Consider the following 24,832-nt stretch of genomic DNA (forward strand, 5'->3'; position numbering starts at 1 on the left):
GCACTGATGGATGTATCGGACATATGACCCTACGACCCCGGCTCGTAGGTGACCTGCGTCATGTGGGGTGCTTCACCGCCCCGGTGCCGCTCGGTGAGGTGTCGTATCCGCTCGGTGAGGGTTCCCGGGCGTCGAATGTGACCGCGGTCTCGAAGGCGGCCCGCCGGGTGGCCCGGCGCAGCGCGCGCAGCACCGCCGGGCCGAGGAAGAGGGTCAGCACCACCGTGCAGCCGGCCCGGCCCAGGTCCCAGCCGAGTGAGGTGGCCAGGCAGTACGCGAGGAAACGGGCCAGGTTGGCGGGGACGGAGGCGTGGGCGTCGAAGGAGATGTCCGAGGCGGCGGCGGAGAGGAAGGGCCAGCCGGCGAGGTTCATGACGGTGCCGTAGGCGAGGGAGGCGAGAAAGCCGTAGCCGGCGAGCAGCAGCAGCTCGCCCCTGCCCCGCAGCCGCACCGGCCCCGGCAGCAGCCCGGCCCCCATCGTGAACCAGCCCATCGACAGCATCTGGAACGGCAGCCACGGCCCGACCCCGCCGGTGAGCAGGGCGGACGCGAACATCGTGACGGAGCCGAGCGTGAAGCCGAAGCCCGGCCCGAGGACCCGCCCGCTGAGCACCATCAGGAAGAACATCGGCTCGATCCCGGCCGTCCCCGCGCCGATCGGCCGCAGCGCCGCCCCGGTCGCGGCCAGCACGCCCAGCATGGCCACGGCCTTCGGCCCCAGGTCCGACTCCGAGATCGTCGCCGCCACGACCGCGACCAGCAGGACGAGCAGGCCCGCGAAGAGCCAGGGCGCGTCCTGGGCGTGGGCGCTCAGCCGCGAGGTGGGCGGAGCGAGGAAGGGCCAGCCGAAGGCGACGACGCCGACCGCGCTGACCAGGGCGAGGGCGGCGAGGGAACGGGGGCCGAGGGCGATGGCGTGCAGACGGGCTTTCGGCCGGGGTTCCCTCATGCGAGGGCCTCGCGCACTTCGGCCACGGTGAGCCACTGCTGGGGGGCGAGGATCTTCGTCACCTGCGGGGCGAAGGACGGCGAGGAGACGACGATCTGTGCCGTCGGCCCGTCGGCGATGACCTCCCCCTCGGCGAGCAGCACCACCCGGTGCGCGATCTCGGCCGCCAGCTCCACGTCATGCGTGGCCAGCACGATCGCGTGCCCCTCGGCGGCGAGCCCGCGCAGCACGGTCACCAGGCGGGCCTTGGCCGCGTAGTCCAGACCGCGGGTCGGTTCGTCGAGCAGGAGGAGAGGCGGGCGCGCGGTGAGGACCACGGCCAGGGCGAGCGCCAGGCACTGCCCCTCGGAGAGATCGCGCGGGTGGGTGTCGTCGGTGATGCCCGGCAGGAGCGTGGAGACGAGGGTCCGGCAGGTACCGGGCTCGGCGCGGGCGTCCCGGTCGGCCGCCGCGCACTCCTCGGCGACCGTGTCGGCGTAGAGCAGGTCCCGCGGTTCCTGGGGGACCAGGCCCACCCGGCGTACGAGATCGGGGGGCGCGGTGCGGTGGGGTGTGACTCCGCCGACGGTGACGCTGCCGGTGGTGGGAGGCAGCAGGCCGACGAGGGAGCCGAGCAGGGTGGACTTTCCGGCGCCGTTGCGGCCCATGAGGGCGAGGGTTTCGCCGGGAGTGAGGGTGAGGTCTATGTGGCGCAGGGCGGTGATGTGGTCGCGGCGGATGGAGAGGGAGCGGACTTCGGCGACGATGGGCGACTGCGAGGATTCGGGGGTGGGGGCCGGGCGGGGACGGAACCGGAAGGGGCGCCGCCCCAGCGGCACGACTGCCCGCAGGCCGCGCGGGCCGGGCTGCCGCTGCCGGGTGGGCGCACCCTCGCCGGCGCGACTGTCCGCAGCTCCGGCGGCAGGGCTGTCCGTGGCTGGGGCGGTAGCGCCCCGAAGGGGCGCGGGGCTCTGATCTGATATGCGGCTCCGCCGCGATGGGGGTCCCCCCGGGTTCGAGCGAAGCCGAGAATTTGGGGGAGCGACCAGCCCCGATGGGCCCGCAGCCGCGTTCGAAGGAGTGCCGCCCGCTGCGGACGCGGCCAAGCGTTCCTTCAGGTCACCGGCCCTACGGCGGGCGTCTCTCACCGTCAGGGGAAGCGGGGACCAGCCGGCCAGGCGGCCCAGGTCCACCACCGGGGGGAAGACGGGGGAGACGGCCATCACCTCCGGCGGGGTGCCGACGACCGGCGGTTCGCCCGGGGCCGGGAGGAGTACGACCCGGTCGGCGTAGTGAAGGACACGCTCAAGGCGGTGCTCGGCCATCAGGATCGTCGTGCCGAGGTCGTGGACCAGGCGCTGGAGGACCGCCAGGACCTCCTCGGCCGCGGCCGGGTCCAGAGCTGAGGTCGGCTCGTCCAGGACCAGGACCTGGGGGTGCGGGGTGAGGACCGAGCCGATCGCGACGCGCTGGCGCTGGCCGCCGGAGAGAGTGGCGATGGGACGGTCGCGCAGGCCCGCCAGGCCCAGCAGGTCCAGGGTCTCCTCGACCCGGCGCCGCATCACCGCCGGGGCCAGGCCCAACGACTCCATGCCGTACGCGAGTTCGTCCTCGACCGTGTCCGTGACGAAATGGGCGAGCGGGTCCTGGCCCACCGTGCCGACCACGTCGGCGAGTTCGCGCGGCTTGTGGGTACGGGTGTCACGGCCGGCGACCGTGACGCGGCCGCGGAGAGTGCCGCCGGTGAAGTGCGGCACCAGTCCGCTCACCGCGCCCAGCACCGTCGACTTGCCGACCCCGGACGGGCCGACGAGCAGCGCGAGTTCACCCTCCGGCACCTCGAAGCCGACACCCCGGACGCTGGGTTCGGCCGCGCCCTCGTACGTCACGCTGACATCCTCGAAGCGGATCACGACGGCTCCTTGGGGTCCTTGGGTACGGCGAAGGCGGGCAGGAGGGAGAGGAGGATCGCCGCCGCCGGCCAGAGGGGCAGGGTTGGTGCGACCAGGGGAACGACTCCCGGGTGCAGGGCCTGCGGATCGCGGGCCGAGGCGAGCGTGAGCAGCGCGGCGACGGCGGCACCGGACCCGGCCACCAGCCAGGCCCGAGCGTCCCACGGGTCGGGACGGTACCGGGTGCGCAGGGAGCGCCGGCCGCCCAGCCTCAGGCCCGCGAGCGCGGCGGCGACCCCGGCGAGCAGCACCGGCAGCCCGTACGTGCCGCCCTCCGCGGTGAGCAGCCCGTACGTTCCGGCGCACACGCCCAGCAGGCCGCCGAGGGTGAGCGCGGCCGTCGTACGGCGGACCCGGGCGGGGACTTCGGCGCTGCGGCCGTAACCCCGGGCCTCCATCGCGGCGGCGAGCGCGACCGAGCGTTCCAGCGCGCCCTCCAGGACCGGCAGCCCGACCTGGAGCAGACCGCGCAGCCCCCGGTCCGGGCGCCCGCGCAGCCGGCGGGCGGCGCGCAGCCGCTGGACGTCGGCGACGAGATGCGGCGCGAAGGTGAGGGCAACGACGACGGCCACACCGGTCTCGTACAGCGCACCGGGGAGGGCCTTGAGCAGCCGGTGGGGACTGGCCAGGGCGTTCGCCGCGCCGACGCAGATCAGCAGAGTGGCGAGCTTCAGGCCGTCGTACGCGGCGAAGAGCAGGGCTTCGGCCGTGACCTTCCCGCCCAGCCGGATGCCCTGCGCCCAGTGGGGGAGCGGGACTTCGGGGAGAGTGAGGAGGGTGTGGGTGCCGGGGATGGGGGAGCCCAGCGCCACCGCGAAGAGGAGGCGGATGAGGAGGACGCCGAGGGCGAGTTTGACGAAGGCCGGGTAGGAGCGGGCGGCGGGGGTGGGGGAGCGGTGCGTCGCCACGACGTACGCCGACGCGGAGATGAGGAGGCTGAGGAGGAGGGGGTTGGTGGTGCGGGTGGCGGCGGTACCGAGGGAGAGGGCCCAGAGCCACCAGGCGCCGGGGTGCAGGGTGGTCGGGCGCCTGGTGGGGGTGGGTTCGCCGGCCGGCGTTCGCGGGGTGCGCGGTGTTGCCGCTGGACGGCGGGTCGGGTCGCTTGCCCGCGCTTGCGGGGTGCCGCTGCGCCCACCCGTGCCGCCCCAGCGGCACGACTGCCCGCAGCTGCGGCTGCTAGGCATTTCGGCGCCGCCGTGCCTGCCACACCGCCGCACCCGCCAGCAAAGCCACCACCCCCGCGCCGATCGGCAGCCCCAGCGAAGGACCGCTGTCCGAGCCGCCGTTCCTTTCCTTGCCGGTGCTCGGCTTCTGGCCGGAGGCGACCTGTTCTCCGCACCCCTTCTCCGGATACCCCGCGATGGCGCACAGCAGGGCGTTGGTGTCGTAGCGCAGGGGCGGGGCGACGGCGGCCAGGGCGTCGGCCGTCGTCGCGTCGGCGGGGACGCGGGCGCAGGCCGTTCGGCCCGCCGGCGGGGTCTCGCCGGAGGGGGCGTCCGCCGGGGTGCCGAAGTCGAGGACGAGCGCCACCCGTTTCGTCCCCGCCTTGGCCGGCGTGGACGCGCAGATCGTGGCGAAGTCCGCCGTGCCGCGGGGCCGGCTCGCGTCGGCCGAGTCCGCGCTGACCGCGAAACGGAAGCCCTGGACCGTACCGTCGTCGGGGCGCACGATCGACGGCCCCTGCGTCGCGTACGTCCAGTGGCCGTCGGTGCGCTCCCAGAAGGACCAGTAGCGGTAGCCCGCGGCGTGCGCCGGGGCCACCGTGCCCACCAGCACGGCGAGCGCGGCCGACAGCAGACCCGCGGCCCGGCGGACGGCCGTCACAGCTGCGACTTCTTCCGGCCGCTCAGCAGGAAGCCGATGCCGATGCCCGCGACGAGGCAGACACCGACGAACCACCACACGCCGAACGCCGAACCGCCGTCGGACTTCCCGGACTTCTTGGTCTCGTGCCCGGCGGAGGGCATGCTCGGGGCCGGGCCCAGCTGGTTGAGGGACTGGACGAGGCTGGTGCCGCCGAAGTCGCCCGGCTGCGCGCCGACCGCGTGCGCGGCGAGGATCAGCTGGGCGTAGGCGGCCGGGCCGCTCTGCTCGGCCCAGCGAGTGGCGTTGTGCTCCAGCCAGGTGTACGTCTGCAGCGCCTGCCCGACGCGCCCGTCGGCGGCGAGCGCGACGACCGCGTCCGCCGTGTTGCCGTAGTCCGGCTGGTCCATGGTGCCGGGCAGCGTGGACGTCAGGTGGCCCCTCCGCGCGACGACCGACGCGAGGCGTGCGCCCGCGTTGTCCGCGACCTGGGCCGGGGTGAGGTGCTTGGCGGTGACGCACGCGCTGGTGCCGGGCGTCTTGCCGGCCGTCGTGACGAACCCCTTGCCGAGCGCACCGAGAATGCCCGCCGCCTCCGCGTCCGCGTTGGCGTACAGCGTGCCCTTCTTGTCCGGCTGGTAGGCGAGGCCACCGCCGCCGACCTGGCCGCAGGGGACGGACATGGCGGCCAGCAGGTCGTAGGGGGACTTGCCCGCCTGGTGGACGTCCGCCGGGTCCGTGCCGACGGCGGCCAGCGCGCCGATGACGACGGAGGTGGAATTGGTGTCGCTGGCCCCGCCCGGGGAGTAGCCCCAGCCGCCGTCCTTGTTCTGCACGGACTTCAGCCAGTCCACGGCCTTGCCGAGCGCGGCCCCGTGCCCGCCGACCGCCTTCAGCGCCTGTACGGCGGCGGCCGTGCTGTTGGTGTCCACCATGACCTTGCTGTCGCAGGCCCGGTCCGGGGCGGCACGGAACGCGGCGAAGGCGCCGTTCGCGCACTGCTGGCCGGCGAGCCAGTCCACGGCCTTGGCGGCGGGCTCGTAGCCGACCGTGCGCTGGGCGATCAGCGTCAGCGACTGGCGCCACACACCGTCGTAGGTCGGGTCGGAGGTGCCGTACAGCCCGGACGGGAGCGCGACCTTGGGCGACGGGGACGGCCCGGCGGCCGTGGCGGGCGCGGCGGCGGCCAGCACGCCTACGGCGGCGAGAGCCGCGGCGCTGCGGCGGACGTTCATGGTCGGCGACTGCCTCTCCTGCGGGGAGCCGGGCAGCGCGCGGGGACCCCCGGGCGGCTCGGCTCCGTAGACCTCGACGGTGCCGTGCGCGGCGGGCCGCCGACGCACGTGAGCCGGTCAACGTCCCGTCCGGGGCAGTCCGGCTCACCGCCTTGGTGGCAGCTCACGGTTGCGGGGTCAGCGCCGGAATTGCACCGGCTTCCCCCTGTACGGGTGTGATGACGACCCCGCCACCTTACCCGCAGCCCTCCGCGAGCCGGGGGGCGGCTGTGGGCACACCTCAGGCGGCCCCGAGCGCCCGGTCGCAAGCCGCCGCGTCGTCGCCCTCCGCCACCCAGTACGACCGCCCGTCGGCCGATTCCGCGAAGCGGATCGCGGCGGCCCGCTCCCGCCAGGGCACCGCGTCGACCACCGTCCCGCACGCCATCGCCAGCGCAACCTCCGCCAGATCCACCCCGGTCGCCCGCTCCACCAGCCAGGGAATCAGGTCGCCCGGCAGATACGGCGCGATCGCGGTCACCCGGGGCCCCCGCCCGGTGAGCCGCAGCCCCACGTGCGCGACGGTGTGGGTGAGGCCCAGGGCCCGTACCGCCCGTTCGACGGTCTGGCGCAGGAAGCGGTTGTGCAGCAACCCGTCGTGGGCGTGGACGGAGTGCCGTACCGGCAGACCGCCGGGCGCCCCGGGCGTCGTACGGGTGAGGGCGGCGATGCGGACCTCGTCGTCCAGGACGACGGTCTCGGCGGAGACCAGCGGGCCGTCGGGGTCGCCGGACTCGTCCGGTATCACCCCGTGCCGGGCGAGCCGGTCGCGTGCCGCCACGGGGTCCGCGCAGGCCGCCGCCGTCTCGTACGACAGTCCCGGCAGACCGAGATACCCGGTGATCCGCGCGGCGGTGCGCAGATGCTTCCTGGTCCAGGTCAGCACGCCCGCGACGGGCTGCCGGTCGGCGTACCGCACGATCGTCTCCGCCGACTGCGCCTCCCGCGCCGGGTCGGCCGTGAGGTGACCGGACAGGTAGGGACGCGCCCAGTCGGGTACGGCGGTGTCGACCAGGATCACCGGGCGTATCCCGGCGATCCGCTCCAGTGGGACCCCGTACGCGGCGGGGCCGGCCCCGAGCAGAAGGACAGGCTGCGGCATCGGCCAATCACCTTCGCTGGTCAGGCGGGTGGGACAGAGAGACACCCCGGGTGCCGCTCCCCCATAGGCGGCACCCGGGGTGGGTCGGAAATCTTGCTCTCTGTGCCGTGATCCTCACCCACCGCTCCCACAACTGTCAACTATTCCTGCCTTCTTGGGCAGGGAGGGTTGTCAGCTCTGGTCGGCACACGGGCGACCCGGTAGCCTCGCGTCTCGTCCAGTCGTCCAGTCGCCCGATCACCGGACAGACGACACACGCGCAGGGGGGACCTCGGTGAGTGACGCCTACACCTCACTGGCCGAAATCCTGGCCAGACTGGGGGAGTTGACCGGCCGGTCGGGCCGGCTGCCGGAGGCCCTCGACGTGGCCGACCTCTCCCATCGCACCGGCATCCCCGTCGGTGTCGTCGTGGAACTGCTCGGCGGCGGGCGAGCACCCGAGGTGTGCCTCTCCCAACGGGTGCGCCAGCGGCTGGACTTCATCCGCGAGACCCGGCGCCGGCCCGACGGCAAGCGGTACTCGCTGGACGAGCTGGCCAGGATCGCCGGCACCAGCAGGCAGTGGCTGAGCGAGTGGCGCAAGAGCGGGATGCCGGGCCTGGAGCACACCGACCGGCTGCGCCGGTTCTTCGGGCTGCCGGCCGGCTTCTTCACGGCCGACGAACCGGAGGCCCTGCACGAGGCGTTGCAGCCGGTGCTCCAGGCACTGGAGGCCGAGGCGGACCCGCTGCTGCGGCTGCGCGAGAGCGGGCTGGTGCGGCTCGCCGCGCGAGCCCCGCAGATGAACCCCCGCCAGCTCGCCACCCTCGCCGACCTGGCCGAGATGATCATCTCCTCGGAGCGGGCGGGGGACGCTGCCCGGTGAAGTCCTCCAGGTCGCCCAAGCGCTTTCTCGACCGGCTGGTGCGCGACACCGCCCGCACCCTCACCGGGCCGACCGGGGCCGAGGCCTTCCTGCACGCACTGTGCGCCACGCTCAGCCCCCAGCTGGACCGCCCCGTCCGGCTGAAGTTCGTCACCTTCCCGCCCGGCCTGGACGTCTCCGGGGTGACGCTGGCGATGGACGAGCAGTACATCGTCGTGGTCGAGAACCGCGCCCCCGACCCGCACAAGTTCGTCATCGCCGGGCACGAGATCGGCCACATCCACTACGGCACCCTCGACGTGCACCACCCGGCCGGGCCGCCGGCCGCCGCGCGCCGGCTGCTGTCCCGGTACGCCACCATGAACGACTGCTCCATGAACGACTGCTCCGGGGGCACCTGTTACGGGAGCGGTCGCTCCGGGGGCAGTTGCTCCGGGGGCGAGGAGATCCCCTGGGGCCAGGTGGTCGCCATGGCCACCCGGTCCCCGGCCGCCACCGCTGCCGCCGCCGCGGCCGAGTGGGAGGCCGAGGAGTGCGGGCTGCGGCTCGCCGCGAAGTTCTCCAAGGTCGTCGGGCCCGGCGCGGCCGCCGGCCGGACCACCCAGGACACCCTCACCGGCCGCCTGTCGTCCTCCCTGGGAAACATCGGCGGACCCTGATGCGCTGGGACATCTCCGGCACCTTCGCCGCGTACGCGGTCCCGGGTGCCCTGCTCGCCGTGGCGTTCGTGATCAAGCTTCCGCTGCTGCGCCGCGCCTGGCAGGACCCCATCCTGAGGGCCACCGCGCTGCTGCTCGGCATCGGCGCGATCGTCTTCGCCTCGCTCCCGCCGGCCAACCTGCACCGCCTCAACCAGTTCACCGGCATCCCCAACTTCGCCGGCGTGTGGGTGTATTCGCTTCTCACCGCGTACTGCGGCGCCTGCCTGTGGCTCATCATCACCTGGCGCGAACCCCCGTCCCCGGTCCGCCGCCGGCGCACCCGGCTGGTGTGGATGGCGTACACGGCCATCATCGCGGGCCTGTGGACGACGTTCCTGCTCGGCGACCATCACGTGGAGCGGCTGCGCGACCTCGACACCTACTACGCCAACACGCCCTGGATGCGCGAGTTCGGGATGCTGTACCTGGTCGCGCACATGGTGTCCGCGCTGGTCGCGGCCGGCATGCTGTGGGCCTGGTACAAGGAGGTCGAGGACACCTGGCTGCGCCGGGCCGTGATCTTCCTCCAGGTCGCCTACGCCCTCGGGTTCGTCTTCGACGTCGCCAAGATCGCCGCGATCGGTGCCCGGTGGAGCGGGCGTGACTGGGACTGGCTGTCGACGTACGTCGCCCCGCCGTTCGCCATGGCCGAGGCGCTCCTGGTCGCCACGGGGTTCATCGCCGGGCAGGCCGGTCCGGTGGCCGAGGAGCGCCGGCGCCTCGTGCGTACCCACCGCCGGCTGCGGCCGCTGTGGCAGACCATGCTGACGGTCACCGCCCCGGCGGCCCCCGCGACCGGCCGGGTCAGCGGCGCCGCCCTCCGCCTCGAACTGCGCCGCGCCGCCATCAACGACGGCCTCCTCAAACTGGCCCCCCACCTCAGCGCCGTGCGCCGCGAACGGGTCCGTTCGGCGGCAGCGGCGGCGGGCCACCCGGACGCCGAGGCGCGGGGCATCGCCGGGGCGGTGGACATCCTGATCGCGGCCGACCTGCTGCACCTCCCGGCAGCGGAAGCCGGACCCCCCACCGGGGAAGGGCAGCCGGGGCACCACGCGCCCGCGTCCGGACTCTCCGACAGTGAGCTGGAGTCCATCGCGCACGCGTTGCGGTTCCACGCGCCGGTCATCGACAGGTTCCGCCGGCAGGCGGCCGCCATGGAAGGTCTCACCGCACATGCCTGACACAGCCGCTGACATACGCACCGCCCGCCGCAGAGCGGTCGTCATCGGCGGCAGTACGGCCGGCATGCTCGCCGCGTCCGTGCTCGCCACCCGCTTCCACGAGGTGACCGTCGTGGAGGCCGACCGGCTGCCCGCGGGCCCCGAACCCCGCAAGGGCCTGCCCCAGGCCCGCCACGCCCATCTGCTGTGGTCGGGCGGGGTGGCCGCCATGGAGGAGCTGCTGCCGGGCCTCACCGAGGAGCTGACCGGTCAGGGCGCCGGACTCATCGGGGTGATGAGTGACCTGGTCAGCAAGGCGCCCTCCGGGCAGTGGTTCCGGCGGTTCACCGACTCCCGGCACCACATGATCGTGTGCAGCCGGGACCTGCTGGACGCGGTGATCCGCGCGAACGTCCTCGCCCGGCCCGGTATCACCCTGCTCGACGGCACCCGGGCGGCGGGCCTGGCCGGCGGGCGCGACCGGGTGACCGGCGTGCGCGTGGACGGCAGGGACACCCCGCTGGACGCCGACCTCGTGATCGACGCGAGCGGGCGCGGCTCACAGGCGGCCACGTGGCTGCGGGCCCTGGGCCACGCCCCGGTCGAGGAACGCGTGGTCGACGCGGGCGTCGCCTACGCCAGCCGCCTCTACGCGGCCCCCGACGGCACCCTCGGCCGCCGCTACCCGGTGGTCAACGTCCAGGCCGACCCGCGCGACGCACCCGGGCGCGGCGGGGTCGTCATACCGATCGAGGGCGACCGCTGGCTGGTCACGCTCTCCGGCACCCGGGGCGGGCAGCCGACCGCCGACCCGGACGCGTTCGAGCACTTCGCGCTCACCGGTCTGAAGGACCCGGTCATCGGCCATCTCCTCGCGCAGGCGAAGCCACTGACCGACCCGGTGACCACCCGCAGCACCGCCAACCGCCGCCGCTACTACGAGAACGCCCCGTCCTGGCCGGAGGGCTTCACGGTCATCGGGGACGCCGTCGCCGGCTACAACCCGGTCTACGGCCACGGCCTGACCGTCGCCGCGCAGAGCGCGATCGTCCTCGGCCGGGTCCTCGACCGCCACGGCCCCACCGCCCCCGGCACCGCCCGCCGTATCCAGCGCGCGGTCGCCCGCCCGGTGGGCAACGCCTGGAACCTCGCCGTCGGCCAGGACGCCTCCTACCCCGGCGCCACGCCCAAGCCGCCGAACTTCGTGGAGCGGATGCTCAGCCGTTACGTCGACCAGGCCGTGGCCGCGGGCTCGGAGAACCCGCGCGCCCTGCGCGGCCTGCTGGACGTGATGAGCCTGAAGACCCCGGCGACCCGGCTGTTCGCCCCCGACATGCTCTGGAACATCGCCGTCGGCCCGCGCAAAGGCCCGCTCGCCGGCCCGCCGCTGACCGAGGAGGAACGCCGGGCCGCCGGTCTCAACTGACCCTCCCCGCCTGGGGAGTGGGCCCGCCGAAGGGCAGCCGCAGCACCCGGTGGGCCAGCAGCCACCGGCCGTCGTCGGCCCGGCGGAAGGAGTCCTCGTACTGACCCACCTGGACGGGCGGCCCGGCCGGCACGACGCCACCGCCGTACCCGTCGACGCGGTAGGTCGCGAAGTACGAGACGGCGGTGGCCGTGTCCGGGCCGGTCACGGTGACGAGGACGTTGGACATGAACCGGCGCGAGAGCCGGTCGGCGGGGCGGGAGCCGAAGTACTCCCGTAGCGCCTCCCGTCCCTGCGCCCGCCTCCCGTCGCCCCCCGGCGGCGGCCACTCCCAGACCCCGTCCTCGGTGAACAGCCCGGCCACGGCGGCCGGTTCACCGAGGTCGAGCCGGTGGACGAAGTCGATGATCAGCCGCTCGCAGGCGCGCTCGGCCAGAAGTCGCTCCAAGGGATCCATGGGGCTGTCTAACAGGCGTACGGACGGGAGCGCGAGCCAATAAGCAGCGAATGAGCTGCGAGTGATCGAGGGTCTACACCGCCACGTACGCCACCGGCTCGCTCCCCGCGACCGGCTCCGCCCGCCCCTGCTTCACCAGCCGCCGCAGATGCGCCTCGGCCTCGGAGACGGCGATGTTCCGGGAGCCGTACGGGATCTGCTCCCACGGCCGGTTCCACTCCATCCGCTCGGCCAGCTCCCAGGGCGTGAGCGGCTCGGCGAGGAGGCGCAGCAGACCGCGGAGCCGTTCCTCGTGGTGGGCCAGCAGCGCCCGCACCCGGCCCGGCGCGTCGGTGAAGGCGTGCTGGTGGGCGGGGAGCACCTCGGCGGGGGTGAGCCGGCCGATCCGCTCCAGCGAGTCGAGGTAGTCACCGAGGGGGTCGGTGACGGTCGTGTCGTCGGGGTCCTCGTACAGGCCGATGTGCGGGGTGATCTCGGGGAGGAGGTGATCCCCGCTGAACAGGCGGCCCGCTCCGGGCAGTTGGGCGGGGTGCTCCTCCTCCAGGTGGAGACACACATGGCCGGGCGTGTGTCCCGGGGTCCAGATGGCGCGCAGCCGGCGGCCGGGCAGGTCGAGGAGTTCGCCGGGCACGATGTCCCGGTCGGGGAGGGCCGGGGACAGGCCGGGCAGGGTCCGCGTGAGTGGGGCGCGCAGGGGAGCCACGTGGCCGTCGGGGGCTCCGGCCGCCGTCAGCTTGGCCGCCATGTACGAGAACCACCGCTCGGGGCGTGTCTCACGTGTCCTGCGGACGATCGCCGCGTCGGCCGCGTGCAGCGCCACCCAGGCGCCGGAGGCCTCGCGCACCCGCGCCGACAGTCCGTGGTGGTCCGGGTGGTGATGCGTGACGACGACGCCGTACACCTCGGTCACTGCTGTGCCGCACGCCACGAGCCCCGCCGTGAGGGTGTCCCAGGAGCCGGGATCGTCCCACCCGGCGTCGATGAGCACGGGACCCCGGTCGGTCTCCACCACGTAGACCAGAGTGTGCCCCAGGGGATTGTCCGGGATGGGCACCCGAACGGACCGTACGCCCCCGCCGTGCTCGAACGTCGTCGTCATCTCTCCTCCGCCCCACGGCCATTGCCCACTATAACGAGAACTGATATCAGTTCTGACACAGCGTCAGAAAGTCTGGAGTTACGTGCGGCGGGAGGCGTCGGGCCCATGACCGAGCTCGTGGAACACGGACAGCTGTTCATCGGCGGGGAGTTGACCGACCCCGCGGGCAAGGACGTCATCGAGGTGATCTCGCCGCACACCGAGGAGGTCATCGGCCGGGTGCCGCACGCCTCCAGGGAGGACGTCGACCGGGCGGTGGCCGTGGCCCGCCGTGCCTTCGACGAAGGGCCCTGGCCGCAGGCCACACCGGAGGAGCGGATCGAGGTCGTCACCCGCATCAAGGACGGCATCGCCGCCCGGCACGAGGAGATCGCCCGGGTGATCTCGTCGGAGAACGGCTCCCCGTACTCCTGGAGCGTCCTCGCCCAGGCACTCGGCGCGATGATGGTGTGGGACGCGGCGATCCGGGTGGCGCGGGACCACACCTACGAGGAGCGCCGGGACGGTGTGCTCGGACCGATCCTCGTCCGGCGCGAACCGGTCGGCGTCGTCGCGGCCGTGGTGCCGTGGAACGTCCCCCAGTTCGTGGCCGCCGCCAAGCTCGCGCCCGCGCTGCTGGCCGGCTGCACGGTCGTACTGAAGCCGTCCCCGGAGTCCCCGCTGGACGCGTATCTGCTGGGCGAGATCGCGCAGGAGGCCGGGCTGCCGCAGGGCGTGCTGTCGATCCTCCCCGCTGACCGTGAGGTCAGCGAGTACCTGGTCGGACACCCCGGCATCGACAAGGTCGCCTTCACCGGCTCGGTGGCGGCCGGCAAGCGCGTGATGGAGGTCGCCGCCCGCCATCTCACCCGGGTCACACTGGAGCTGGGCGGAAAATCGGCGGCGGTCGTCCTGCCGGACGCGGATGTGCAGGCGGCGGTGTCCGGGATCGTCCCGGCGGCCTGGATGAACAACGGCCAGGCGTGCGTCGCCCAGACCCGCATCCTCGTCCCGCGCACCCGCTACGACGAGTACGCCGACGCCTTCGCCGCCGCCGCGAGCGCGCTGAAGGTCGGCGACCCGCTGGACCCGGCCACCCAGGTCGGCCCGCTGGTCGCCCGCCGCCAGCAGCAGCGCAACCTCGACTACATCCGCATCGGCCAGGAGGAAGGCGCCAAGATCCTCACCGGCGGCGGCCGGCCGGCGGGCCTGGAGCGCGGCTGGTACGTCGAGCCGACGCTCTTCGGCGACGTCCACAACGCCATGCGCATCGCCCGCGAGGAGATCTTCGGCCCGGTGATCTGCCTGCTGCCCTACGGCGACGAGGAGGAGGCGGTGAAGATCGCCAACGACTCGGACTACGGCCTGTCCGGCAGCGTGTGGACGGCGGACGTGGCGCACGGCATCGAGGTGGCACGGCGGGTCCGCACCGGCACCTACTCGGTCAACACCTTCAGCCTCGACATGCTCGGCCCGTTCGGCGGCTACAAGAACTCCGGTCTGGGGCGGGAGTTCGGCCCGGAGGGGTACGGCGCCTACCTGGAGCACAAGATGATCCACCTGCCGGCGGGGGCGTGAACATGGGCGACCGCTGGCACGTCGAGGTCGACCGGTCGGTGTGCATCGGCTCCGCCCAGTGCCTCCACCACGCCCCCGACGCCTTCCGCCTCGACTCCGCCCGCCAGTCCCACCCGGTGGAGGCGGACACGGACGCGAGCGAGCCGGTTCTGGCGGCGGCGGAGGGGTGTCCGGTGGAGGCGATTCTGATCACGCTGGTGGGGAGTGGGGAGGGGGTGTTTCCGCCGGAGGAGTGAGGGCCGGTCCCCGCCAGATCCGCTCCAGCCTGGCGAACTCGGCGGCGTACACGCCGTCCGGGAGCGCCGCCCGGAGGTGGGGAAGGTCGGTGGGGCGGAGCAGGGCGAAGGCCTCGGCGGGAAGGGCGGCGAGGAGCCGGGCCGCGTTCCCGGCCAGCCAGTCGTCCAGGCCGAGGTCGGCGGCCAGGCGGAGGAGGTCGACGATGGCGGACGGATGCCGGGCGGCGGCCATCGTGAGGTCGAGGCGCGCGAGGACATCGTCGAAGAGGGGCGTGGCGGCCTTTCCCCGCCCCACGACGAGCAGCCAGGTACCGCTGTTCCGGCCGACCTTGGTCAGCCGGAGCAGGCGGTTCAGGGGACGGTCGTATCCGGCACCGGGCTCCATGCGGTAGACGAAGTCCTGGAGAGAGGCGAGTTCCACGCCCAGCATCGCGCCACCCCTGCCCACGACGGAGTGGACGAAGTCCAGCAACGACTTCTGGGCCGCCGCGGAGAGGACTCTCCCGTCGAGGGACTTGCCGAGCTGAAGTACCAGGCGCAGGAGCGCGGCGTCGGACAGGTCGTCGGCGTCGTGCCTCAACTGGCGGGCCACCGCTTCCAGGTAACGGCCCTGGTTGTGCTCGGGCAGGTGCTCCAGGTGGCGCAGACATCTGGCGTACAGGCCGGGCAGCGCCGCGGAGTCGGACCAGTCCCGGCAGAGCAGGGCCAGGAGTGCCTTCGCCGCAGAGCGGACGAACCTGTCCTCGTCCAGCTGGTACGCGTGGAGTGTGCCGGGCATCTGGCGCAGGAGCGGGTGAACGGCGTGCAGCAGGAATTCGGCGTCGCTGTCGCCGACGAACATCACCCGTCTTACCGTACCCGAGATGCCGGACGGGGCGACCTCTTCCGGCACCGTGTGATACGAGCCGAACCGTGTGCTCATGGCGCCCAGTTGCCAGTTCAGCTCGTGCTGGAGGAGCGGCACCTGGCGGGTACTGATCCGCAGATCCGGCTCACGGTCCCGTGTGCAGCGCTCCGGGTGCAGTGCGGAGGACAGCAGGTCCCAGGACTCGGACGACAGCTGAGACTGCCATCGCAACGCATACCGCCGCCAGCCGTCGACCAGGTCGCCGCTCTCCACGAACGCCGACGCGTACACCTCGCCCGCCGCCAGCACCGCGATCAGCAGCAGATTCACCTCGTACACGGCGTTCCGGTACGTCCTGGTGACCGCTGCCGGCGCGTGCCCCGGATCGGTGCGGTGGGGGTTGTCCCACTCCGTCTGCCGGAACAGGACGGCCAGCAGGCCGGGCAGCCTGTCCCGGGCCTCGCCGTCCGGCCAGGCGGCGAGCATGTCCCCCAGGTTCCGCGGGAGTTGGTCCCGGTCGGTGAGCGGGGTGAAGGACAGCAGGGCGTACAGCTCACCGTCGTCCTGGCTCCCGGACTCCGCCAGCCGGCGCAACGCCCGGTCGATCAGCCGGGCCGCCAGATGCTCGCCGAACGTCGCGTGCAGGAACTCGTAGCTGCGCAGGCGCTGGTCGGTCACCACGGCCTGCGCCTCATGGACGAAGAAGAAGCGGCCGAAGAGCGGCTCGGCGCCCGGGGATTGGCCGAAGAGCGGCTCGGCGCCCGGGGATTGCGGGCCCGGAGCGCCGGGGGCCAGCGCGTGCAGGTCCCGGTCCGCCTGCTCGCCGCTGATGGCCTGGGCCCCGCGGTGCAGCATGCCGAGGGCGATCACCGACAGCCGGTGCAGCTCACCGTCGACGGCCCTGTCCTGCTCGGCCGCCGGCAGCGGGCCGTCCTTGACGACCTGGCGGCGGACGAACTCCGTGAAGAGCCGCTCGTACAACTGGGTACGGTCGAGCCGCTCGGTCTGCGAGGATCCGAGGCCGTTGCCGACCGCGTCGTACAGCGCGAGCATGAGCAACAGCAGCGGCTGGGAGGCGAGTTCCCGGTGCGGCAGGACGGCAGCGGACGTCAGCGGGAGCAGTCCGTGCCGTGCGAAGTAGGACCGGTTCGTGGTGTTCCAGATGTCCAGCCAGCGCTCGATCTCGTCCGTGCCGAACGGCGCCAGCCGGAGCACCTGGCTGCCCTCCGGGATCTCCGCGCGGTCCGCCACCACGGTGCGGCTGGTCACCACCACGATCAGCGGACGGCCCTGCTCGGCCTCGCGCCTCTGGAACCGTTCGACCTCCTGGAGATAGTCCCACTGCCGGCCGGAGTCGAGGAGGTGGGCGCCCGCCTGGAGCAGCTCGTCGAAGCCGTCCAGCAGGACCACCGGGACGGCCCCGGGCTCGGACTCGGACCAGTCGGGCCAGCCGACCGCCCGTCCTGTCGCCTGTTCCAGCGCGTGCTCCAGCTGTGCCTGCACACTCGCCTCCGCCGGGGTGCGCCGCAGTTCCACCCGCAGCGGACGGAACGCGCCGGCCGGCAGCCGCGCGGCGAGCAGCCTGGTCAGCAGCGACTTCCCGGCGCCGGGGTGGCCCAGCACCACGAGGGGGCTCAACAGCGCGGGGAGGCTGAGGAGGTAGGCGGCGAGGAAACGCTCGAACCCGTCGTACGCAGGCCGCGCCTCCCACCACTTGTCGGAGGCGACCCCGTCCCGGGAACCCGGCTCGAAGCGCGGACGGGCCAGCTGGAAGCGGGGAGTGACATAGCCCTCCGCCAGGCTCGGCAGCCGGGGGCCGTGCGGATCGAGTGCGGCGATCGGGTCGTCCAGCCGGGCGCGGCCCGCCACGGCCGGGCCGGCCCCGCCCGCGAACGCGGTGAGCAGTCGCCCCAGCCCGGCAAGGCCGGTCCCGTGGCCGTCCTCGGGGCCGTCCCCCGCCCCGCCGGGCAGGTTGGCCGCCAGCGCGAACTCGGGGCAGGCCGCGGCGATCCCGGCCGCCCGGCTCCCGTAGCGGTCGAGGAACGGCTGCCACATGGACTCGGGCAGCGTCCCCAGGACGCGCGCCCGCAGGACCGGGTCGACCGCGCCGTCGGTGGTCCACACATGATCCGCGGCCGCCCCGCCCAGCAGGTCGTCGACCAATGACCGTGCACTGCTCAGCACCGATGTCCGGCACCCCACCAGCGCCTCCACCATGAGGACCATCCGGGCGGCCTGGAGGAGCGCCCGGCGCCGAAGGCCGTGCGCGGCCCGCACCCGCTCGGGAAAGCCGTCCAGCAGGAGGCTGAGGGAGAGGCGTGGGTCCGGGGCCTCCCCCTGCCGGCCCCACACCCGGTCGGGGTCCAGGCCCGGCCGTCCGTCCGCCAGCAGGCGCACCGCGTCGTCGGTCCTCATGTACAGGTACTCGGACACGTCAAGGGGCTCGGGAGGGACAGCAGCCGGGAGCGGATCCGCTCCCGACGAGCGGCGGGATTTCCCCCGCCCGCTCTCGACCGCCCCCTCCACCTCCCCGTACCGCCCCCGCCACCACTCCACATCCAGCCGCAGGCCCGCAGGCAACGGCGTCCGCCGGCCGGAGCCGTGCCGTTCCCCGCACAGCAGCACGATCCGCCGTACCGCGTCCCACTCCGGAGCCCTGCGCCGGTTCCCGTTGAGCAGCGCCGAGACCGCACCGGCGCTCAGGTCGAGCATCGCCGCGATCTCCGTCTGCGGCACCCCGCACGCCCGCACCAGACGCCCCAGCGCGGCACAGAACTCCCCGACCGGACCCGGCACTGCTGCGGCCAACTCCCCACTCCTTCGCCACCGTTCGGTGTACGACTCCGAAGCCTACGGAGTGACCTGCGGCTTTCGCCGGGGGTTCGGCGGGATTCGGGGTTCGGCCGAGGCGCGGCGCGCAGGGGCCATCGTCGTCGGGCAAGCCACCCGTCGTACGCCCCCGGAGGGAACGCCATGACCGTCCAGCCGCCCCTGCTCCTCGCCGCCCTCGTCTTCCTCGCGGTCTACGCCGGCGTCGTCCTGCCCGCCGTATGGTCGAGCAAGCCCGCCCGCAGGACCGCGGCGCTCAAGGTGCTCGGTCAACTGCTCGGTGCCCTGCGGCACTGGAAGCAGCGGTGATCAGGAATGCCCGCCCGGCTCCGTCAGATCGATCAGCCGGCACACCGTCTCGATGTCGATCTTGACCTGGGCGATGGAGGCGCGGCCCGAGAGCCAGGTGATGAGGGCCGAGTGCCAGGTGTGCTCGATGACGCGGACCGCCGAGAGCTGCTCGGGGGTCGGGTTCTCCAGGCCCATCGCGTCCAGGATGATCACCGTCGTCTGGCGGGAGACCTGGTCGACCTCGGGGGAGACGCTGCGGTCGGCGAACGTGAGCGCGCGGACCATCGCGTCGGCCAGGTGCGGCTCGCGCTGCAACGCCCGGAAGGCCCGCATCAGCGTCTCCGCCACCCGCTCGGCCGCCGTGTCGCCCGCCGGGGGCTTCTTGCGCAGCGTGCCGTGCATGTGCTCCAGCTGGTCCTGCATGGTGGCGACCAGCAGATGCACCTTGGACGGGAAGTAGCGGTAGAGGGTGCCGAGGGCGACCTGGGAGGACTCGGCCACCTCGCGCATCTGCACCGCGTCGAAACCGCCCCGGCTGGCCAGCTGGGCGCTCGCGTGCAGGATCCGGCGGCGGCGGGCCTCCTGCCGCTCGGTGAGGGGCGGTGAGGCCGGCCTCGACATACTGGCTTCCGCAGGCATGGGTCCCGTTCCGTGACAGTCGGTGAGGGCGTCTGTAGGGCACGTGATCAAACAGCATGACAGGGCGGTCCGCCGTGGCGTGAATCACCTGATCCACCGCTCACAGCACCCCTACCTGCCGGTAGATTCAGAGCCTCTTGAACGATCAAGTCTGAAACTTGTTCTAGATTAGCGTCCCGGCGTAGTCTCGCGGGACAGCGCAGGCAGAAGGGGGCACGGAGTGACCGCTGAGGCCCGGAACGCGGGTGCCCGCAAGGACCCCGCGGCCGACGGCGAGCGACCGCTCGACATCGCGCTCCTCACCTATAAAGGGAACCCGTTCTGCGGCGGGCAGGGTGTCTATGTACGGCACCTCTCGCGCGAGCTGGCCCGGCTCGGGCACCGCGTCGAGGTGATCGGCTCGCAGCCGTACCCCGTCCTCGACGAGGGGTATCCCGGGCTCACCCTCACCGAGCTGCCCAGCCTCGACCTGTACCGCCAGCCCGACCCCTTCCGCACCCCGGGGCGGGGCGAGTACCGGGACTGGATCGACGGTCTCGAAGTCGCGACCATGTGGACCGGCGGGTTTCCCGAGCCGCTGACCTTCTCCCTGCGTGCCCGCCGCCATCTGCGCGCCCGGCGCGGTGAGTTCGACGTCGTCCACGACAACCAGACGCTCGGGTACGGCCTGCTGGGCGACATCGGCGCCCCCCTGGTCACCACCATCCACCACCCCATCACCGTGGACCGGCAGCTGGAGCTGGACGCGGCCGAGACCCGGCAGCGGCGCTACTCGGTCCGCCGCTGGTACGCCTTCACGCGGATGCAGAAGCGCGTCGCCCGCCGGCTGCCCTCGGTCCTCACCGTCTCCGGCACCTCCCGGCAGGAGATCGTGGACCACCTCGGCGTCCGCGACGACCGCATCCACGTGATCCACATCGGCGCCGACACCGACCTGTTCTCGCCGAATCCGGCCGTGCCCGAGGTGCCGGGCCGGATCGTCACCACCTCCAGCGCCGACGTGCCGCTGAAGGGCCTGGTCTTCCTCGTGGAGGCGCTGGCCAAGGTGCGCACCGAGCACCCGGCCGCCCATCTCGTCGTCGTCGGCAAGCGCCCCGAGGAGGGGCCGGTGGCCCAGGCCATCGAGCGGTACGGCCTCGCCGGCGCCGTCGAGTTCGTCAAGGGCATCTCCGACGCCGAACTCGTCGACCTGATCCGCTCCGCCGAGGTCGCCTGCGTGCCCTCGCTGTACGAGGGCTTCTCGCTGCCCGCCGCCGAGGCCATGGCCACCGGCACCCCGCTGGTCGCCACGACCGGCGGCGCCATCCCCGAGGTCGCCGGCCGCGACGGCGAGACCTGCCTGGCCGTCACCCCCGGGGACGCGGGCGCGCTCGCCGCCGGGCTCGTACGGCTGCTCGGTGACCCGGAGCTGCGGGTGCGGCTCGGCCGGGCCGGCCGGGAGCGGGTGCTCGCCCGCTTCACCTGGGCGCGGGCCGCCGAGGGCACCGTCGCCCGCTACCGCGAGGCCATCGCCCGCACCGGCGGCCTCCGTACCCGGCCGTACCCCGTGCCGCACACCGAGCCGTACCCCATGCCGCACCCCGAGGGCCGCCCCGCGGCCGCGGCAACAGGCGTCTACACCGAAAGCAGGGCCACGTGCTGACCGTCGACTTCTCCCGGTTCCCGCTCGCCCCCGGCGACCGTGTCCTGGATCTCGGCTGCGGGGCCGGCCGGCACGCCTTCGAGTGTTACCGGCGCGGCGCCCAGGTCGTGGCCCTGGACCAGAACGGCGAGGAGATCCGCGAGGTCGCCAAGTGGTTCGCCGCGATGAAGGAGGCCGGGGAGGCGCCCGAGGGTGCCACCGCCACGGCCATGGAGGGCGATGCCCTGGCCCTCCCCTTCCCGGACGAGTCCTTCGACGTCGTCATCATCTCCGAGGTGATGGAGCACATCCCCGACGACAAGGGCGTGCTGGCGGAGATGGTGCGGGTGCTCAGGCCCGGCGGCCGGATCGCCATCACCGTGCCCCGCTACGGCCCCGAGAAGGTCTGCTGGGCGCTGTCCGACGCCTACCACGAGGTCGAGGGCGGCCACATCCGCATCTACAAGGCCGACGAACTGACGGCGAAGGTCCGCGAGGCCGGCCTCAAGCCGTACGGCAGCCACCACGCGCACGCGCTGCACTCGCCGTACTGGTGGCTGAAGTGCGCGTTCGGCGTCGACAACGACAAGGCGCTGCCGGTGCGGGCGTACCACAAGCTGCTGGTCTGGGACATCATGAAGAAGCCGCTCGCCACGCGCGTCGCCGAGCAGGCCCTCAACCCGGTCATCGGCAAGAGCTTCGTCCTCTACGCGACCAAGCCCCACCTGCCCCGTCTGTCCGCCGAGGTGGCCGCCCAGTGACGACGCCCCGGACAGAACACCTCGTCCTGCCCGGGGTCCTCACCGCCGGGCAGGCCGCCGCGACCGTCCGCGGCATCCTCGCCGTACAGCGGGAGGACGGCGCGATCCCGTGGTTCCGCGGGCACCACCTGGACCCCTGGGACCACACCGAGGCCGCGATGGCCCTGGACGCGGCCGGCGAGCACACGGCCGCCGAGCGGGCCTACGACTGGCTCGCCCGGCACCAGAACGAGGACGGCTCCTGGTACGCCGCCTACGCCGACGGCGCCCACGACGACGTCACCGACCGCGCCCGCGAGTCGAACTTCGTCGCCTACATAGCCGTCGGCGTCTGGCACCACTACCTCGCCACCGGCGACGACACGTTCCTGGACCGCATGTGGCCCACCGTGTACGCGGCCGTGGAATGGGTGCTCAGGCTCCAGCAGCCCGGCGGCCAGATCGGCTGGCGGCGCGACGCCGACGGCACGCCGACCGCGGACGCGCTGCTCACCGGCAGCTCCTCGATCCACCACGCGCTGCGCTGCGCCCTCGCGATCGCCGAACAGCGCGAAGAGCCGCAGCCGGACTGGGAGTTGGCGGTCGGCGCACTGCGCCACGCGATCCGCCGCCACCCGGAGCGGTTCCTCGACAAGGACCGCTACTCGATGGACTGGTACTACCCGGTCCTCGGCGGCGCGCTGACCGGCGAGGAGGCCATGGCCCGCATCGCCGAGTCCTGGGACCGCTTCGTGGTGCCCGGCGTCGGCGTACGCTGCGTGGTCCCCAACCCCTGGGTCACCGGCGGCGAGTCCAGCGAACTCGCCCTCGCCCTGTGGGCGGTGGGGGAGTCCGACCGCGCCCTGACGATCCTCCAGTCCATCCAGCACCTGCGCGACCCGGACAGCGGCCTGTACTGGACGGGGTACGTCTTCGAGGACGACGCGATCTGGCCGCGCGAGCTGACCACGTGGACGGCGGGCTCCCTGCTGCTCGCGGTGGCCGCTCTCGGGGGCCACGAGGCGACGTGCGCGGTCTTCGGCGGGGAGCGGCTGCCGGCGGGGCTGGACCCGGACTGCTGCGGCTGACCCACGGCCTTCAGCGCCGGTACAGGCGGCCTGCGAGGGCGTGGCCCACGATCAGGTACACGACCGCCGCCAGGCCGTAGTCGCAGACCACCCGTGCCCACTCCTGGTCGAAGGTGAAGATGCCCTGGGCCCAGCCCGCCAGCCACGTCGCCGCGTCGTGCACGAACCGGACCACACCGTTGGACCGGTTCGCATGCACCAGGAACAGCAGGATCCACAGGCCGATGATCGCCGCCATGACGTAGGCGACGGTCGCGACGATCCTCCGGGCCGGATGTGCGCCGTAGGAGCGATAGCGAGGGGTGACAGGGGTCATACCTGCGGATTGCCGCAAAACGGGCTCCGAAACCCGGACGGTGAAACCCGGACGGTGTGACCCGGATGGTGAGACCGGGACGGTGTGACCCGGACGGTGTGACCCGAACGGCGTCCCCCGAGTGGCGCAGTCGGCCGCCTCGGGTGACGCTGCCGGAGAAAGCAAACCGCTCGGGGAGACGCGACTCGTCCGGAGGACCTCGTGCCCGTACCGATACGGCGCCTCTGCGTGGCGCTCACGCTCTGCACCGCCCTGCTGGCCGGGGCCACGGCCTGCGGCACTGGCGAGACGGCTAGTACGAAGGACACCACGAAGGACACCGCGGCCCTCCAGGCCGTCCCCGCCGCCGACACCCCCAGCCCGACGACGTCGGCGGAGCGCCAGAAGTTCGCCAAGACCCGGTTCGTGGCCAACGCGGGCCTCGCGGCCGGCGCGACCTACCAGTGGATCGTGAAGCCCTGGAAGGCGGGCAAGTTCAAGAAGGGCGCCGACGGCCGCAAGTCGGCCCTGGTGAAGGCCGGTCTGGCCGGTGCCTTCACCTACAACCGCCTCAAGGCCGCCGAGAGGAACGCCCAGGGCGACCCGAAGCTCGCCAAGGCGCTCGCGCCGCTCTCCGCAGGCATCGACGCGCTGAAGAACCTGCCGGCGAAGCTCCGCAACGGTGACGCCGGCGCGGTCAACTCCTTCAACGACACGATCAACAAGGTCAAGGGCGCGGGCGCCAGCGCGGGCGCCCCGGTCAAGGACCAGGTGCCCTCGGCGTCCCAGCTCGCCAAAGGGTAGCTAGACCGCTAGGAGTTCAGCTCCGCCAGCACCCTGAGCGTGTGCGGGTCCGGTGAGACGGCCAGCAGGTCGGTCACCGGGCCCGCGCGCCATGCCGCCAGCCGCTCGGCGATCCGCGCACGCGGCCCGACCAGCGAGATCTCGTCGGCGAAGGCGTCCGGCACGGCCAGCACGGCCTCCTCCCGCCGCCCGGCGAGGAACAGCTCCTGGATCCGCCGCGCCTGCCCCTCGTACCCCATACGGGCCATCAGGTCGGCGTGGAAGTTGCGGGCCGCGTGCCCCATCCCGCCGATGTAGAAGCCGAGCATGGCCTTGACGGGCAGCAGCCCCTCGGCCACGTCGTCGCACACCCGCACCTGGGCCAGCGGAGCCACCATGAATCCCTCGGGCAGCTTCCGCACGGCCTCCCCGTACACCTCGGGCCGGCTCGGCGCCCAGTACAGCGGCAGCCAGCCGTCGGCGATCCGCACCGTCTGCGCCACGTTCTTCGGCCCCTCGGCGCCGAGCAGCACGGGCAGATCGGGCCGCAGCGGATGCGTGATGGACTTCAGCGGCCGGCCGAGCCCGGTCGCGTCCGGCCCCCGGTAGGGCAGCGGATGGAACCGCCCGTCCACTTCCACCGGCCCCTGCCGTCGCAGCACCTGCCGTACGACGTCCACGTACTCCCGGGTCGCGGTCAGCGGCGACTTCGGGAACGGGCGGCCGTACCAGCCCTCCACCACCTGCGGCCCGGACAGGCCGAGCCCGAGCAGCACGCGTCCGCCGGAGAGGTGATCCAGGGTGAGGGCGTGCATCGCGGTGGCGGCCGGGGTGCGGGCGGCCATCTGAGCAACACCCGTACCCAGCCTGATCGTCGACGTCCGCGCCGCGATCCAGGTGAGCGGGGTGAAGGCGTCCGAACCCCAGGACTCCGCCGTCCACACCGAGTCGTAGCCGAGCCGCTCCGCCTCGACGGCGAGCGGTACGTGCCGGGCGTCCGGGCCGCGTCCCCAGTACCCCAGTGCGAGCCCGAGCCGCATACGCCACCTGCTTCCTGACGGAGCGTCAGATCGCTGACCGGAAGCCGAGCGTACGACAACGGCCCCCCGCCCGGAAGGGCGAGGGGCCGTACGTCGTGC

The 24,832-nt window shown here is 73.2% G+C and carries 23 protein-coding genes and 1 riboswitch; of the genes, 11 read left to right on the forward strand and 12 right to left on the reverse strand.

Annotated features, from left to right (window positions below):
- Positions 1-58 precede the first annotated feature (58 nt).
- From LE548_RS13415 to LE548_RS13440, 6 genes are all read right to left on the reverse strand, one after another.
- Positions 59-949: an ECF transporter S component gene (locus LE548_RS13415; RefSeq protein ID WP_225097018.1), complete on the reverse strand. Its 891-nt coding sequence runs from the start codon at positions 947-949 to the stop codon at positions 59-61.
- Positions 946-2,841: an ABC transporter ATP-binding protein gene (locus tag LE548_RS13420; protein WP_225097019.1), complete on the reverse strand. Its 1,896-nt coding sequence runs from the start codon at positions 2,839-2,841 to the stop codon at positions 946-948. Before LE548_RS13420 ends, LE548_RS13415 begins: the two co-directional genes overlap by 4 nt.
- Positions 2,838-4,064: an energy-coupling factor transporter transmembrane component T gene (locus LE548_RS13425; RefSeq protein WP_225097020.1), complete on the reverse strand. Its 1,227-nt coding sequence runs from the start codon at positions 4,062-4,064 to the stop codon at positions 2,838-2,840. The genes LE548_RS13420 and LE548_RS13425 overlap by 4 nt, the downstream gene beginning before the upstream one ends.
- Positions 4,057-4,704, reverse strand: a complete 648-nt coding sequence (locus LE548_RS13430) for an SCO2322 family protein (RefSeq protein WP_225097021.1) — start codon at positions 4,702-4,704, stop codon at positions 4,057-4,059. The genes LE548_RS13425 and LE548_RS13430 overlap by 8 nt, the downstream gene beginning before the upstream one ends.
- A complete protein-coding gene (locus tag LE548_RS13435; protein ID WP_225097162.1) occupies positions 4,701-5,918 on the reverse strand; it encodes a prenyltransferase/squalene oxidase repeat-containing protein in 1,218 nt (405 codons plus the stop codon). The genes LE548_RS13430 and LE548_RS13435 overlap by 4 nt, the downstream gene beginning before the upstream one ends.
- A gap of 115 nt (positions 5,919-6,033) precedes the next feature.
- Positions 6,034-6,163, reverse strand: a riboswitch (cobalamin riboswitch).
- Between the two features lie 35 nt (positions 6,164-6,198).
- Complete coding sequence (locus LE548_RS13440; RefSeq protein WP_225097022.1) at positions 6,199-7,059, reverse strand: hypothetical protein; 861 nt, start codon at positions 7,057-7,059, stop codon at positions 6,199-6,201.
- 274 nt (positions 7,060-7,333) lie between these two features.
- Between LE548_RS13440 and LE548_RS13445 the strand changes: the two genes are divergently transcribed.
- From LE548_RS13445 to LE548_RS13460, 4 genes are read left to right on the forward strand one after another with little or no spacing between them, the layout of a single operon-like run.
- Positions 7,334-7,924 (forward strand): helix-turn-helix domain-containing protein, encoded by a 591-nt coding sequence (locus LE548_RS13445; protein WP_225097023.1) that lies wholly within the window; start codon positions 7,334-7,336, stop codon positions 7,922-7,924.
- Positions 7,921-8,583: a hypothetical protein gene (locus tag LE548_RS13450; protein WP_225097024.1), complete on the forward strand. Its 663-nt coding sequence runs from the start codon at positions 7,921-7,923 to the stop codon at positions 8,581-8,583. The genes LE548_RS13445 and LE548_RS13450 overlap by 4 nt, the downstream gene beginning before the upstream one ends.
- Positions 8,583-9,806 carry an MAB_1171c family putative transporter gene (locus tag LE548_RS13455; protein ID WP_225097025.1) on the forward strand — a complete coding sequence of 408 codons (1,224 nt, stop codon included), beginning with the start codon at positions 8,583-8,585 and terminating at the stop codon, positions 9,804-9,806. The genes LE548_RS13450 and LE548_RS13455 overlap by 1 nt, the downstream gene beginning before the upstream one ends.
- Positions 9,799-11,211 carry an NAD(P)/FAD-dependent oxidoreductase gene (locus LE548_RS13460; protein WP_225097026.1) on the forward strand — a complete coding sequence of 471 codons (1,413 nt, stop codon included), beginning with the start codon at positions 9,799-9,801 and terminating at the stop codon, positions 11,209-11,211. The genes LE548_RS13455 and LE548_RS13460 overlap by 8 nt, the downstream gene beginning before the upstream one ends.
- Here LE548_RS13460 and LE548_RS13465 read toward each other — a convergent pair.
- Positions 11,204-11,668 carry a nuclear transport factor 2 family protein gene (locus LE548_RS13465; protein ID WP_225097027.1) on the reverse strand — a complete coding sequence of 155 codons (465 nt, stop codon included), beginning with the start codon at positions 11,666-11,668 and terminating at the stop codon, positions 11,204-11,206. The two genes, LE548_RS13460 and LE548_RS13465, sit on opposite strands and share 8 nt — an antisense overlap.
- A 73-nt stretch (positions 11,669-11,741) precedes the next feature.
- Positions 11,742-12,767 (reverse strand): MBL fold metallo-hydrolase, encoded by a 1,026-nt coding sequence (locus LE548_RS13470; RefSeq protein ID WP_225097028.1) that lies wholly within the window; start codon positions 12,765-12,767, stop codon positions 11,742-11,744.
- 105 nt (positions 12,768-12,872) lie between these two features.
- Here LE548_RS13470 and LE548_RS13475 point away from each other — a divergent pair, with 105 nt between their 5' ends.
- On the forward strand, positions 12,873-14,324 hold the full coding sequence (locus tag LE548_RS13475; protein ID WP_225097029.1) for an aldehyde dehydrogenase: 1,452 nt from the start codon (positions 12,873-12,875) through the stop codon (positions 14,322-14,324).
- 2 nt (positions 14,325-14,326) lie between these two features.
- Entirely contained in the window at positions 14,327-14,560 is a 234-nt protein-coding gene (locus LE548_RS13480; protein WP_225097030.1) for a ferredoxin, read from the forward strand.
- On the opposite strand, the gene LE548_RS13485 is transcribed toward LE548_RS13480, so the two are convergent.
- Positions 14,514-18,215 carry an NACHT domain-containing NTPase gene (locus tag LE548_RS13485; RefSeq protein WP_225097031.1) on the reverse strand — a complete coding sequence of 1,234 codons (3,702 nt, stop codon included), beginning with the start codon at positions 18,213-18,215 and terminating at the stop codon, positions 14,514-14,516. The two genes, LE548_RS13480 and LE548_RS13485, sit on opposite strands and share 47 nt — an antisense overlap.
- A 165-nt stretch (positions 18,216-18,380) precedes the next feature.
- Between LE548_RS13485 and LE548_RS13490 the strand changes: the two genes are divergently transcribed.
- Positions 18,381-18,545 (forward strand): hypothetical protein, encoded by a 165-nt coding sequence (locus LE548_RS13490; protein WP_225097032.1) that lies wholly within the window; start codon positions 18,381-18,383, stop codon positions 18,543-18,545.
- Here LE548_RS13490 and LE548_RS13495 read toward each other — a convergent pair whose 3' ends face one another.
- Positions 18,546-19,166, reverse strand: coding sequence for a TetR family transcriptional regulator (locus LE548_RS13495; RefSeq protein ID WP_225097033.1), 621 nt, complete (start codon positions 19,164-19,166; stop codon positions 18,546-18,548).
- Positions 19,167-19,386: 220 nt separating this feature from the next.
- Between LE548_RS13495 and LE548_RS13500 the strand changes: the two genes are divergently transcribed.
- Genes LE548_RS13500 through LE548_RS13510 form a run of 3 tightly spaced genes read left to right on the forward strand, consistent with a single transcriptional unit; the run spans position 19,387 to position 22,615 of the window.
- Positions 19,387-20,808, forward strand: coding sequence for a glycosyltransferase family 4 protein (locus LE548_RS13500; RefSeq protein ID WP_225097034.1), 1,422 nt, complete (start codon positions 19,387-19,389; stop codon positions 20,806-20,808).
- On the forward strand, positions 20,802-21,548 hold the full coding sequence (locus LE548_RS13505) for a class I SAM-dependent methyltransferase (RefSeq protein WP_225097035.1): 747 nt from the start codon (positions 20,802-20,804) through the stop codon (positions 21,546-21,548). Before LE548_RS13500 ends, LE548_RS13505 begins: the two co-directional genes overlap by 7 nt.
- Positions 21,545-22,615, forward strand: coding sequence for a prenyltransferase/squalene oxidase repeat-containing protein (locus LE548_RS13510; protein ID WP_225097036.1), 1,071 nt, complete (start codon positions 21,545-21,547; stop codon positions 22,613-22,615). Before LE548_RS13505 ends, LE548_RS13510 begins: the two co-directional genes overlap by 4 nt.
- Before the next feature lie 10 nt (positions 22,616-22,625).
- Here the strand turns inward: LE548_RS13510 and LE548_RS13515 are convergent, their stop codons facing one another.
- A complete protein-coding gene (locus tag LE548_RS13515) occupies positions 22,626-22,931 on the reverse strand; it encodes a hypothetical protein (protein WP_225097037.1) in 306 nt (101 codons plus the stop codon).
- 201 nt (positions 22,932-23,132) lie between these two features.
- On the opposite strand from LE548_RS13515, the gene LE548_RS13520 reads away from it, so the two are divergent.
- The gene (locus tag LE548_RS13520; protein ID WP_225097038.1) at positions 23,133-23,714 is read left to right on the forward strand and encodes a hypothetical protein; all 582 of its coding nucleotides are present in this window, start codon (positions 23,133-23,135) and stop codon (positions 23,712-23,714) included.
- 8 nt (positions 23,715-23,722) lie between these two features.
- On the opposite strand, the gene LE548_RS13525 is transcribed toward LE548_RS13520, so the two are convergent.
- A complete protein-coding gene (locus tag LE548_RS13525; protein WP_225097039.1) occupies positions 23,723-24,733 on the reverse strand; it encodes an LLM class F420-dependent oxidoreductase in 1,011 nt (336 codons plus the stop codon).
- Positions 24,734-24,832 lie beyond the last annotated feature (99 nt).

The sequence above is a fragment of the Streptomyces sp. CoH27 genome (assembly GCF_020181035.1).
Classification (GTDB): domain Bacteria; phylum Actinomycetota; class Actinomycetes; order Streptomycetales; family Streptomycetaceae; genus Streptomyces; species Streptomyces camelliae.

Coding starts and splice junctions, on each gene's coding strand:
- LE548_RS13415 (WP_225097018.1), bottom strand. CDS start 949: ATGAGGGAACCCCGGCCGAAAGCCCGTCTGCACGCCATCGCCCTCGGC.
- LE548_RS13425 (WP_225097020.1), bottom strand. CDS start 4,064: ATGCCTAGCAGCCGCAGCTGCGGGCAGTCGTGCCGCTGGGGCGGCACG.
- LE548_RS13435 (WP_225097162.1), bottom strand. CDS start 5,918: ATGAACGTCCGCCGCAGCGCCGCGGCTCTCGCCGCCGTAGGCGTGCTG.
- LE548_RS13440 (WP_225097022.1), bottom strand. CDS start 7,059: ATGCCGCAGCCTGTCCTTCTGCTCGGGGCCGGCCCCGCCGCGTACGGG.
- LE548_RS13455 (WP_225097025.1), top strand. CDS start 8,583: ATGCGCTGGGACATCTCCGGCACCTTCGCCGCGTACGCGGTCCCGGGT.
- LE548_RS13460 (WP_225097026.1), top strand. CDS start 9,799: ATGCCTGACACAGCCGCTGACATACGCACCGCCCGCCGCAGAGCGGTC.
- LE548_RS13465 (WP_225097027.1), bottom strand. CDS start 11,668: ATGGATCCCTTGGAGCGACTTCTGGCCGAGCGCGCCTGCGAGCGGCTG.
- LE548_RS13470 (WP_225097028.1), bottom strand. CDS start 12,767: ATGACGACGACGTTCGAGCACGGCGGGGGCGTACGGTCCGTTCGGGTG.
- LE548_RS13475 (WP_225097029.1), top strand. CDS start 12,873: ATGACCGAGCTCGTGGAACACGGACAGCTGTTCATCGGCGGGGAGTTG.
- LE548_RS13480 (WP_225097030.1), top strand. CDS start 14,327: ATGGGCGACCGCTGGCACGTCGAGGTCGACCGGTCGGTGTGCATCGGC.
- LE548_RS13490 (WP_225097032.1), top strand. CDS start 18,381: ATGACCGTCCAGCCGCCCCTGCTCCTCGCCGCCCTCGTCTTCCTCGCG.
- LE548_RS13495 (WP_225097033.1), bottom strand. CDS start 19,166: ATGCCTGCGGAAGCCAGTATGTCGAGGCCGGCCTCACCGCCCCTCACC.
- LE548_RS13515 (WP_225097037.1), bottom strand. CDS start 22,931: ATGACCCCTGTCACCCCTCGCTATCGCTCCTACGGCGCACATCCGGCC.
- LE548_RS13525 (WP_225097039.1), bottom strand. CDS start 24,733: ATGCGGCTCGGGCTCGCACTGGGGTACTGGGGACGCGGCCCGGACGCC.